11 protein-coding genes are annotated in these 11,315 nt (G+C 67.3%); 8 read left to right on the forward strand and 3 right to left on the reverse strand.

Features of this window, described 5'->3' with window-relative positions:
• The 5 genes from QRO95_RS03745 to QRO95_RS03765 all read left to right on the forward strand — a co-directional run bounded on the left by QRO95_RS03745 (position 1) and on the right by QRO95_RS03765 (position 4,152).
• On the forward strand, positions 1-552 hold the full coding sequence (locus tag QRO95_RS03745; protein ID WP_285301684.1) for a DUF3299 domain-containing protein: 552 nt from the start codon (positions 1-3) through the stop codon (positions 550-552).
• The gene (locus QRO95_RS03750; RefSeq protein WP_285301685.1) at positions 542-1,156 is read left to right on the forward strand and encodes a DUF3299 domain-containing protein; all 615 of its coding nucleotides are present in this window, start codon (positions 542-544) and stop codon (positions 1,154-1,156) included. The genes QRO95_RS03745 and QRO95_RS03750 overlap by 11 nt, the downstream gene beginning before the upstream one ends.
• Complete coding sequence (locus tag QRO95_RS03755) at positions 1,156-1,905, forward strand: hypothetical protein (RefSeq protein WP_285301686.1); 750 nt, start codon at positions 1,156-1,158, stop codon at positions 1,903-1,905. Before QRO95_RS03750 ends, QRO95_RS03755 begins: the two co-directional genes overlap by 1 nt.
• A gap of 152 nt (positions 1,906-2,057) precedes the next feature.
• Complete coding sequence (locus QRO95_RS03760) at positions 2,058-3,590, forward strand: MFS transporter (RefSeq protein WP_049462649.1); 1,533 nt, start codon at positions 2,058-2,060, stop codon at positions 3,588-3,590.
• A 4-nt stretch (positions 3,591-3,594) separates the two neighbouring features.
• A complete protein-coding gene (locus QRO95_RS03765; protein WP_285301687.1) occupies positions 3,595-4,152 on the forward strand; it encodes a TetR/AcrR family transcriptional regulator in 558 nt (185 codons plus the stop codon).
• Between the two features lie 116 nt (positions 4,153-4,268).
• Here the strand turns inward: QRO95_RS03765 and QRO95_RS03770 are convergent, their stop codons facing one another.
• Complete coding sequence (locus tag QRO95_RS03770) at positions 4,269-5,159, reverse strand: AraC family transcriptional regulator (protein ID WP_285301689.1); 891 nt, start codon at positions 5,157-5,159, stop codon at positions 4,269-4,271.
• 106 nt (positions 5,160-5,265) lie between these two features.
• On the opposite strand from QRO95_RS03770, the gene QRO95_RS03775 reads away from it, so the two are divergent.
• A complete protein-coding gene (locus QRO95_RS03775; RefSeq protein WP_049462647.1) occupies positions 5,266-5,802 on the forward strand; it encodes a carboxymuconolactone decarboxylase family protein in 537 nt (178 codons plus the stop codon).
• 70 nt (positions 5,803-5,872) lie between these two features.
• Here the strand turns inward: QRO95_RS03775 and fdhD are convergent, their stop codons facing one another.
• The gene (gene fdhD, locus QRO95_RS03780; RefSeq protein ID WP_032129466.1) at positions 5,873-6,712 is read right to left on the reverse strand and encodes a formate dehydrogenase accessory sulfurtransferase FdhD; all 840 of its coding nucleotides are present in this window, start codon (positions 6,710-6,712) and stop codon (positions 5,873-5,875) included.
• 243 nt (positions 6,713-6,955) lie between these two features.
• Between fdhD and QRO95_RS03785 the strand changes: the two genes are divergently transcribed.
• The gene (locus QRO95_RS03785; RefSeq protein WP_285301690.1) at positions 6,956-9,241 is read left to right on the forward strand and encodes an FdhF/YdeP family oxidoreductase; all 2,286 of its coding nucleotides are present in this window, start codon (positions 6,956-6,958) and stop codon (positions 9,239-9,241) included.
• Between the two features lie 477 nt (positions 9,242-9,718).
• Positions 9,719-10,258 carry a DUF411 domain-containing protein gene (locus QRO95_RS03790; RefSeq protein WP_285301691.1) on the forward strand — a complete coding sequence of 180 codons (540 nt, stop codon included), beginning with the start codon at positions 9,719-9,721 and terminating at the stop codon, positions 10,256-10,258.
• 128 nt (positions 10,259-10,386) lie between these two features.
• On the opposite strand, the gene blaL1 is transcribed toward QRO95_RS03790, so the two are convergent.
• Positions 10,387-11,259: a L1 family subclass B3 metallo-beta-lactamase gene (gene blaL1, locus QRO95_RS03795; protein WP_285301692.1), complete on the reverse strand. Its 873-nt coding sequence runs from the start codon at positions 11,257-11,259 to the stop codon at positions 10,387-10,389.
• Between the last annotated feature and the right edge of the window lie 56 nt (positions 11,260-11,315).

The raw sequence follows: 11,315 nt of genomic DNA on the forward strand, positions 1-11,315 counted from the left end.
ATGCGCTGGTTGCCGCTGTTGCCAATCTTGCTGGTGCTGACCGCCTGCGAACGCCCGGTCGATACCGGCGTGCAGGCGCTGACACCGTCGCCGGTGATCGATCGCGATGCCCCGGCAGCTGCCGAGGAACAGGAACTGGACTGGTTGCAGATGATGCCGAAGGAAGAACTGGCGGCGCTGGAGCGCGGCGAGGGCCCGGAGGTGGAGCACAACGGCAACCGGCGCATGCCGCAGTTCGGTACGTTCCGCACCGTGGACACCGTATTGCAGCGGCCGGTGCGCTTGCCGGGTTATGTAGTGCCGCTGGCCAACGCAGATGACGGGCGGCTGACCGAATTCCTGTTCGTGCCGTACTACGGCGCCTGTATCCATGTGCCGCCGCCACCGCCGAACCAGATCGTGCACGTGGTGCTGCCGCGCCCGATCGAGATGCCGGACATGTATTCGCCGTTCTTCCTGGCCGGTACCCTGCGCGCCGAACGGCTGGACGATGATCTGGCCGGCTCCGCCTACACCATGCGTGACGCACAACTGAGGCCGTATGAACCGTAGCGTCCTGATCGGACTGACCTGCTGCTTGGGCCTGTTGGGGTGTACGCAGGCGGGTGGGGGAGCCACCACCGGCGTCGCAGCACCGGCACAGCCGGCCACGACCGAGGCGCCCATCGACCGCTGGGATGCACTGCGGCCCGACGAAGTGACCTACCAGCGTCCGCCGCCGCAGATCGGCCTGTCACGCAATGGCATGGACGGGGTGGGCGGGCTGATCGATGACACCGGCTCGGGCACGCCACCGGGGCAGGAGATCGACCATTCCAGCCCGGATCGCGCCAAGCAGTTCGGCTCTTCGCGCGTGGTCGACGCTGTCGACGGTCGCGCGGTGGATCTGGATGGCTACGTGGTGCCGCTGGGCACCAACGACGCGGGACTGGTCGAGGAACTGTTGTTCGTGCCGTTCTACGGGGCCTGCATCCATGTGCCGCCACCGCCACCGAACCAGATCATCCATGTGACCCTGGCCACGCCGATCGCACTGGGAGACCTGTGGGACCCATACCGGCTTGCCGGCCGCCTGCAGGTCAAGCGTTTCGATGCGGATATCGCCAGCGCGTCCTACGACGCCGCAGCGGCGACGCTGACGGCGATCCACAACTGATGCGTGCGCGCTGGATCATCGCTGTGGTGGTGTTGGCGGCAGCAGGCGTGGCGCTGGCGGTGTGCTGGCAGCGGCGCGCCGTAGTCCCAGAGCCTCCGGCGGTCGCGTTTCCGGCACCGGCAGCCGATGCCAGCCAGCGCATCGAACAACGCCTCGGCGAAGACCACGCCTTTCGCAATGATGTGCTGTTCCTGCTGGCGGCGACCTTGCGCGACCGCTGCCAGCCGGCACAGACGGGGCTGCTGGCGCGCATGGCCAATCGTGCATCGTTGCCGGTGTTGGCGGCGGTCAGTGCGGTGACCCAGCAGGATCCATCACTGGACCGGCCGATCTACCAGTACATCCAGCATCGGGCGGACGCGACGCCGTGTGGCCAGCCGCTGCAGATGCCGTTGGCCGGCGGGCGCAGCATGCAGGTGGACATCGAACAGTACGCGCGCACCTTCCCGGACAGCTATTTCGATCCGCAGCGCAGCAGCGAACCGCGTGATTTCGGCGGCCTGTCGCTGCAGCAGCGGGCCGGTAACTCCTGCAACAGCGTGGTGTATTCGGTGTTGCCGCTGGGTGGCACCGATTGGCGATGCAGCAGCCTGCGCGCCAATGCGCGTGCGCGGGTACGCGGGCTGTGCGAGGACGAACTGCGGCGCCAGCATGGGGGAACGGGCGGGGAACTGGACATGGCCGTAGGGCAGGGCATGCAGGGTGCGGTGGTGTCGGCGATTGCCGCGCTGCCGGAAGACTGCCGATAAGCGTTTACCAGTAGAGCCAGGCCAGGCCTGGCTGGCGGTTCAGCCAAGCAGACTTGCCCCTACAGACCCTGAACTGGTGGATTCCGGAGGTCATAACTATACAGGACATCCGGTATAGTTATGACCGTATTCCACCCCCACCAGGTTCTCCCATGGCTTTGTCCCAGCCCCTGGCCGGTGCTCCGGCCCTGTCGCGTGCCCGTCGCTGGGCGCTGTTGTTCACCGTCGCCGCCGGCCTGCTGCTGGTTACGCTCGACAACTCCGTGCTCTACACCGCACTACCCACCCTGACCGAGGAACTCTCGGCCAGTGCCGGCCAGGCACTGTGGATCATCAACGCCTATCCGCTGGTGATGGCCGGCCTGCTGCTGGGCGCGGGCACGCTGGGCGACCGCATCGGCCACCGCCGCATGTTCCTGATCGGCCTGGTGGTGTTCGGCATCGCCTCGCTGGCAGCGGCGTTCGCTGGTACAGCGGCGCAGCTGATTGCCGCGCGCGCGTTCCTGGCGATCGGCGCGGCCGCGATGATGCCGGCCACGTTGGCGTTGATCGGCCTGAGCTTCCACGAAGAGAGAGAGCGCAACATCGCCATCGCGATCTGGGGCTCGGTGGCCATCGTCGGTGCAGCGCTGGGTCCGATCATCGGCGGCTGGCTGCTGCAGCACTTCTGGTGGGGCTCGGTGTTCCTGATCAACGTGCCGGTGGTGGTGGTCGCATTCGTGGCCACGCTGCTGCTGGCACCGGAAGGCCAGCGCGATACCTCGCGGCCGTGGGATCTGGTGTCTTCGTTGCTGGCATTGGCGGCGCTGTCCGGCCTGGTGCTGGCGATCAAGTCACTGATCGCTACGCCGCCGTCGTATGCGCTGGGTGCCGGCGCGCTGTTGCTGGCCGTCATCAGCGGCGCGGCGTTCGCACGTCGCCAGCAGCAGTTGCCGTACCCGTTGCTGGACTTCGCGATCTTCCGCAATCCGGCGTTCCTGGCCGGCACGCTGTCGGCGGTGTTCACCCTGTTCGCGATGGCCGGCCTGCAGCTGGTTACAACCCAGCGTTTCCAGCTGGTGGCGGGCTTCACACCGCTGCAGGCAGGCCTGCTGGTATCGGTGGCGGCGCTGGGCAGCCTGCCCAGTGCGCTGCTGGGTGGCAGCATCCTGCACCGCGTGGGCCTGCGCCCGCTGATCTGCGGCGGTCTCGCCGCAGGTGCGCTGGGTGTCGGCGTGGTGGCGTTCGGCTTCCCGCATGGCCTCGGCTGGGTGGTGGCTGGCATGGCCATCACCGGCTTTGGCATGGGCTCGGCCATCTCGGTGGCGTCCACTGCCATCCTCAACAACGTACCGGCGCACCGCGCGGGCATGGCCTCGTCGGTGGAAGAGGTGTCCTACGAATTCGGTGGCCTGCTGGCGGTGGCGATGCTGGGCAGCCTGAGCGCGGCAATGTACGGCGCCTTCCTGCCGGCCTCGGCCGACATGCCCGAGCTTGCCCGCGAAGGCTTCACCCAGGCGCTGCATGCGGCACGCGAAAGCGGGCAGGGCGAGTGGTTCGCACTGGCCACGGCCGCGTATGACCGCGGCTACCAGATCGTGCTGCTGGTGATCACGGTGGTGCTGGCAGTGGGCGCGGCGATCATCGCGCGCCTGCTGCGGGGGCGCGTCGGTGGCCGCGAGGGTGCGGCCGATCGCGTAAAATGACGCGATGAGAACCAGCAAGCGCGACCGCATCCTCGACGCCGCCGTCAACGTGATCAATCGTGACGGCGTGCGCGCGGTGACCTTCGAGTCGGTGGCGGCCGAGGCCAAGCTGACCCGCGGCGGCCTGCTGTACCACTTCCCGTCGCGCGAGGCGCTGCTGCGCGGCATCGACGAGCATCTGGTGCAGGCCTGGGAAGCGTCGATGGAGTCGCTGCTGGGCAAGACCGCAGGCGAGGCCACGGCGCTGGAGCGCTACCAGACCTTCGTGCGTGTGTCGGCGCAGAGCGCCACCCGCGCCGAGCTGATGTTCATGCTCGAATCGGCCGACCCGGACGCCGACGAGCGTCCGTGGGGACCGGCAGTGCGGCGCTGGGCACCGTTGCCGCCGTCGGCCGCGGAACAGGATCCGGCCGCGCTCGACAATTTCGTAGCGCGGTTGGCCGCCGATGGCCTGTGGATCTACGAAGCGATGTACGAAGGGCAGCTGGATGAAAGCGTGCGCGCCCAGGTGGCCGAACGCATCGCCGGGCTGCTGGCGAAGAACGATGGAACGTCCAGCTGAGCCGTCCACCGACGCGGGGACGTTGCTCTTGGTAGAGCCGACCGCTGGTCGGCTGCTCACGAAAATCCCGCGCTGCGCGCGATAGTCGACCAGCGGTGGACTCTACCCTTCTCCATTTACCCAGCCTGTGCTGCGGTCGCCGCCAACCACGCCCTGGGCGAAGCCCCCAACCGCTTGCGGAACGCCTTCGACAACGACGCGGTATCGGCAAACCCCACCTCGATCGCCACCTGCTTGACCGCCACGCCCGCACGCAGCTGCGCGCAGGCCAGGCTCAGCCGCCAATCCAGCAGATAACTGGCCGGCGTCGCCTGCATCACCTCCTTGAAGACCGCTGCGAACGCACTGCGCGACATGCCAGCGGTGGCGGCCATGCGCGGCAGCGTCCACTCGTCCTGTGGCGCCTGGTGCATTGCCACCAGCGTGCGTGCGAGCCGTGCGTCGGACAGCCCGCGCATCAGCCCGTGGCTGACCCCGGCCGCATCGGGATGATCCACCACCCAGCGCAGGATCTGGATCAGCGCCACTTCGAACAGCCGGTTGGTCAGCAGCCGCGAACCGCAGCGTTGGCGGTCGGCCTCGGTGAACAGCAGATGCAGGGTGTCGTCCAGTTCGCTGATCGCGGCCAGCGGCACCACCATCACCGGCGGTAGCGACTGCACGATCGGGTTGCGCGCGCCACCATCGAAGTCGAGCGTGGCGCAGGTGAAGTCCGGCCCATCCAGCGGCGCATTGAAGAACACGTGGTGCAGTGGCTGTGGGTACAGCAGCAGGCTCGGGGTGTCGATCTTCAACCGTGGCAGCGCGGTATCGCCATCGGGATGGCGGACCTCCATCTCACCCTGGCGCAGGATGTGCAGGAACGCGCGCCCGGGTTGCGGCTCGAACACCTGCCGTCCACACAGCGGGCCGCTGTGGAACAGCGCGGCCTGCACCCGGAAGCGTTCCAGCAGGGAGGAGAGGCGGTCGGGCGCGGAGCGGTCTGCAGGAGTGGGAAGTGTGCGCATGGATGAATGGACAACAATGGCGGCTGATCTGGTCTGTTTCGTCCATCGAGTCTACCTAGGATGGCCGGGTCGTCCAATCCCGGGCGCTTTCCCAAGGAGATCCACCATGTCCCGTGTCCCCCTGATCGATGCCGCCAACACCACCGCCGACCGCCAGGCCCTGCTGGGCCAGGTCCACGCCGCCTTCGGCGCCACCCCGGCCATGTTCCGCGCGGTGGCCAATTCGCCGGCCGCGCTGCAGAGCATGTGGGGGTCGTTCGGCGCGCTGGGCGGCGGTCGCCTGTCGCCGTTGCTGGGCGAGCAGATCGCCGTCGCCATTGCCAACCACAATGCCTGCGAGTACTGCCTGGCCGCGCACACGGCGCTGGGTCGCAAGGCCGGCGCCAGCAGCGAGCAGATGGCCGCCGCGCAGATCGGCCAGTCCAGTGATCCGGCCACTTCGGCGGCGCTCGACTTCGCGCTGAAGGTAGTTGAGCAGCGTGCACAGATCACCGACGGTGATGTGCAGGCGCTGCGCGCAGCCGGCTTCGATGATGAGCAGATCGTCGAGATCCTCGCCCATGTGGCGCTCAACCTGTTCACCAACTACGTCAACGTGGCCTTCGACGTGCCGGTGGACTTCCCGAAGGTGGCGCTGCGCTGAGGTACGGTCTGGCCCGGGTGGCAATGGGCCGCCCGGGCCGGTCGAAATGGAGCAGACGGGGTGGTCGGCGCTACCTGTCGTCCGCCTGCAGCCGCTCGGGGTGCGTATACACATTGAACCCGCTCTCCCGCGCGAATCCGACCAGGCACAGTCCGGCACTGCGGGCCAGGTCGATCGCCAGCGCGGTCGGCGCAGACACCGCTGCCAGCACGCTGGCACCCGCACGTATCGCCTTGCTGACCATCTCATAGCTGGCGCGGCTGGAAATCACCAGCAACCCGCCGTCGATGGCGTGCTCGTTGTGATGCAGGGCGCCGATCAGCTTGTCCAACGCGTTGTGACGGCCCACATCCTCGCGCACCCAGCCGATCCTCCCGCTGGCATCGGCCCAGGCCGCGGCGTGCGTCGATCCACTCACCGCATTCATCGGCTGATGCTGCGCCAGCGTGGCCAGCGCGCGCTGCAATGCGGCATGCGGATAGGTGCGGCGCTCACGGATCTGCGGCAGCGGGCGCAGCACATCCTCCAGCTGGCGCGTGCCGCACAGGCCGCAGCCACCGCGACCGGGCAGCAGGCGGCCATTGGCCGGATCCAGATCGGCACCGGGTGCGTCTTCGGAAACGGTCATCTGCAGTTCGATGCCCTCCAGCTGCGGGCGGACCTCGATCGACAGCAGTTGCGAGGGCGTATTGATCAGCCCCTCGCTGAGCGAGAAACCCAGCGCGAAGTCTTCCAGGTCGCAGGGCGTGGCCATCATCACTGCGAAGGCGGCGCCGTTGTAGCGCAGTGCAACCGGCACTTCCTCGGCCACCACGTCGACCTGCTGCTGGTGCCCCTCGCTGCGCCAGCGCTGCAACGGGCGCTGGGCCGTGCCGGCAGGCGGGGTGTGCGGCGGGGTCGAGTCAGGCATGCAGCGCGTCCGGGCAAGGGAAATACGCAGGTGGTGGACCACCCACGGCTTCGAGAATAGCGCAGTGGCCGGGCGCTGACGCGGGTGTAACCGTTGTCATGGCAGGCTGCGCTGAAAACAGCGTTTGCCTCTGGCGAAGCGGCCTTGTCCGTGCTTGACTGCGGGGCTGGCCGCGCTCCAGACGCCGTATCCGGCCCATCCCGCGCCGTTGATTGTTGTGCTCCTCCCGCCAGGTTCCCGAACATGTCCGAGCAGAAGCCGCCGCGTTACAAGCCCTACAACCAGCCGGCCGGTGGCTGGGGTGCCGCCGGCGCCACGGCCAAGGTGCTGTTGCAGCAGAGTGTGATCGGCAAGGGCTCGAAGGCGCTGCTGGCGATGAACCAGCCCGGTGGCTTCAAGTGCCCCAGCTGCGCGTTCCCCGATGCCGACGAACGCAAGAAACTGGAATTCTGCGAGAACGGTGCCAAGGCGCTGGCCTGGGAAGCCACCCAGTTCCGTGCTGGCCGCGAGCTGTTCGCCCAGCACACGGTCACCGAGCTGATGGCGCAGACCGACTACTGGCTGGAGATGCAGGGCCGGCTGACCGAGCCGATGCGCTACGACGCGTCCACCGATCATTACGTTCCGTGCAGCTGGGACGAGGCGTTTGCCTTGATCGGCCATCATCTGCAGGCGCTGGACAGCCCGCACCAGGCCGAGTTCTACACCTCCGGCCGTACACCCAACGAAGCCGCGTTCCTGTATTCGATCTTCGTGCGCGAATTCGGCACCAACAATTTCCCGGACTGCTCGAACATGTGCCACGAGCCGACCAGTCGCGGCCTGCCGCCGGCCATCGGCGTGGGCAAGGGCACCATCGTGCTGCAGGATTTCGAGCACGCCGAGGCGATCTTCGTGATCGGCCAGAACACCGGCACCAACTCGCCGCGGATGATGAGCAACCTGGTCGAGGCGCGCAAACGCGGCATCCCGATCGTGGCGGTCAACCCGATGCCCGAGCGTGCGCTGATCCGTTTCGCCGAACCGCAGGACATGGTGCAGATGGCCACGTTCGGTTCGACCGAGATCACCAGTGAGTTCGTGCACATCCGCATCGGCGGCGACCTGGCCCTGATCAAGGGCATGATGAAGGTGATGTTCGAGCGCGAAGCGCAGGGCGAGCGCGTGCTTGACCATGAGTTCCTGTCAGAACACACGGTGGGCCTGGAGGCGCTACGCGAAGACGTGCTGGCGCAGGACTGGGACGAGATCGTGGAGGTCTCCGGCATCACCCAGGCGCAGATCCGCCGCTGCGCCGAGATCTACATCCGCTCCAAGGCCACGGTGATCTGCTATGGCATGGGCCTGACCCAGCATCAGTATGGTTCGACCCTGCTGCAGCAGGTGGCCAACCTGCTGTTGCTGCGTGGCAACTTCGGCAAGCCCGGTGCCGGCATCGGGCCGATCCGTGGCCATTCCAACGTGCAGGGCGACCGTACCGTCGGCATCGACGAGAAACCCAAGCCGGCCTATCTGGACCGCGTGCAGCAGGTGTTCGGCTTCGATCCGCCGCGCGAGCACGGTCATCACGTGGTCGAATCGATCGAGGCGATGCTGGACGGCAGCGCCAAGGTGTTCATCGGCATGGGCGGCAACTTCATCCACGCCGTGCCCGATACGCCGCGCGCGTACGAGGCCATGCGCGGCCTGGAGCTGACGGTGGGCATCGCCACCAAGCTCAATCGCGGTCACCTGGTGCATGGCCGCGATGCCTTGATCCTGCCGGTGGTCGCACGTTCGGAGCGCATCGTCACGCCGGCCGGCGAGCAGTTCGTCACTATCGAAGACGCGATGTCGAACGTGACCGCTTCGCGCGGCGTGCTCGAGCCGGTCAGCACGGACGTGCTCCCGGAGGTCGAGATCGTCTGTCGCATGGCGCTGGCAACATTGCCGCACAGCAAGGTCGACTGGGCGGGGTGCATGCATGACTACGCACCCATCCGCGAGCTGATTGCGGCGGTGTACCCGGAGATCTACACCGGCTTCAACGAGCGCATCCAGCAGCCGCACGGCTTCCACCTGGACATTCCGCCGCGCCGCCGGGTGTGGCCCACGCCCAACGGCAAGGCCAACATCCTGGTGATGCCAGGCCTGGACGTGGACGCGCCGGTGGACGATCCCGGGATGCTGCGGTTGGCCACGGTGCGCTCGCACGACCAGTACAACACCACCATCTACAGCTACAACGACCGCTACCGCGGCGTGTACAACGACCGCATGGTGCTGTTCATGAACATCGAGGACCGGCTGGCGCGCGGGCTGGAGAAGGAGGCGTTGGTCTGCCTGGAGACGATCAGTGGCGACGGAGTGCAGCGGCGCATCGAGGGCCTGACCGTGCTGGACTACCCGATGCCGCGCGGCGCGCTGGCCGGTTACTACCCGGAACTGAACCCGTTGTTGCCGCTGGACTACTACGACCGGGTCAGCGGTACCCCAGCGGCCAAGTCGATCCCGGTGCGGATGAGCGCAATGGTGGCGGCGATTGCGTGACCGGCGCATCGGCTATCATTGTCGGGTGAACCTGCCTGGCCTGCTGCTGCGATGGATGCTTCTCCTTGCCCTGGTGCTGAATGCACCGGCGCTTGCGGTTGCCTCATCCTCGTACGCGGCGCAGTCCAACGCGGAGCATTGCGCCGCACCGCATTCCGCTGCCATGGCCGGATGCTGCGACGAGGCAGCATCAACGGTCTGCCAGAGCAATGAGTGCGAATGCCCGCCGGCCAGCCTCGGCATGCTGGCCACCCTGAGCGGAACGCCAGCGTCACCCTGGCGTGAGGCGCCTTTGCCAGCCAACGCCCAGCAACGCGCTCCGCCGCCGTTGCCGGATCCGTTACGGCCGCCCATCGTGTGATTTCCTGCAGGCCTCAAGCGCCTGCCGTAGCTGCTCGACTCATTCTCGACTCTGCCTGTGCCTTCGATGCGCAGGCAGCGGGCCGCGTTGCCCGCATCTGCAAAGGAATCAACACCATGAACCGTTCTCTCTCCCTCGGTCTGCTGCTGGGCACCGTACTGGCCACGACCGCCTGCGCGCGCGCTGCAGAAGAATCGCCTGCCGCGCCGGTTGCCAGCGAAGCCCCGGCGGCACCGATCAAGTCCAGCCCGTCGCAGGTGGACCCGGCACTGCCCATTGCCATCGTGCACAAGACCGCAAGCTGCGGCTGCTGCGGCATCTGGGTCGACCACCTGAAGGCCGAAGGCTTCCAGGTGGATGTACGCAATACCGATGACATGAACCCGATCAAGGTCCGGCTGGGTGTGCCGGTCGGCAAGGCGTCCTGCCACACCGCCGAGATCGGTGGTTACGTGGTTGAAGGCCACATCCCGGCCGAGGACATCAAGCGACTGCTGGCGGAGCGGCCGGCAGCGCGCGGCCTGGTGTTGCCGGGCATGCCGGCCGGCTCGCCGGGCATGGAAATGCCGGACGGCTACGTGCAGCCGTACACCGTTGAACTGGTGCGCAACGATGGCACCACCGAGCCGTTCGCGCAGCACGGCCAGGGCGGCTGACAGGCGGCGGTGCCGGTCGTCCTGACCGGCACCCCTCGGAGAGCCGAGCCCACCCTCGGCATGCTCTTTGTAGAGTCGAGCCATGCTCGACTGCTCTGCTTCAGTCGAGCAAGCTCGACTCTACAGAATCAGCGGGCCCCGGCTGTTTCCTTGGCCAGCTGTGCGTCGAACTTCTGTTCGGCCGCATCCGCGTAGGCCTTGCAGGTCAGTGCCTTGGCGCTGGCCTTGCTGCCGGAGGCGTAGTCCCAGTTGCTGGCACCCGGATGCGGGGTCAGCAACACGTCGCAGGGCAACGCCCGCACCGTCGCGAAGCTGCGCTTGTAGTCCTCGACCAGGCGCGGATAGCGCGCATTGCCCTGCAGCTGGTAGCCCGGTGCACTCAGGCTGTCGGCGTAGGCGATGCGCACCGGCTTGCCCTCGCGGGTATCGGTCCAGGTCCACGCGGTGCTGCCCGGGGTGTGCCCCGGCATGAAGTGCGCAGTGAACGCGATGCCGCCCACCGTGATCACTTCGCCATCCATGACGATGCGGTCTGCACTGGCAGGCGGGTAGGTGATGCCATCGCCGAAGTGCAGGTCATCGCTGCCGCCACGCGCCAGCAGCACCGCCGATTCCGCGTTGGCGACCACGTGCGCGCCACTACGGCGCTTCAGCTCCGCCACCGGCCCGGCATGGTCGGCATGCGCATGGCTAAGCAGGATCAACCGCAGATCCTGCGGTGCCACGCCGCGTGCCTTCATGTTGTCGAGCAGGTGGCCGGCCATCTGTGGCATGCCGCCGTCGAGCAGCACCGCGCCCTCGGCGGTCTGCACCAGCAGTGCGGTCAGGTTCTCGGTGCCGATCTGCCAGGTGTGGTCAGCAATCTGCAGCGGTGCCATCGGCTGCAGCCAGGAAGCATCCACGGTGTAGGCCCGCAACTGCGGCAGGGGTGCCTCGGCGGCGCTGGCGTGCGCGACCGGAAGAACAGCGGCCAGTGTGACGGCGAGCAGGGAAAAACGCATGGTTCACGTCCGTTTGAAGGAGGCCCAGAAACTAGCATGGGCCTCCTTCATCGCGT

Origin of the sequence: Stenotrophomonas maltophilia group sp. Smal13, from assembly GCF_030236855.1 — a bacterium.
In the GTDB taxonomy this organism is placed as follows: Bacteria; Pseudomonadota; Gammaproteobacteria; order Xanthomonadales; family Xanthomonadaceae; genus Stenotrophomonas; species Stenotrophomonas maltophilia_A.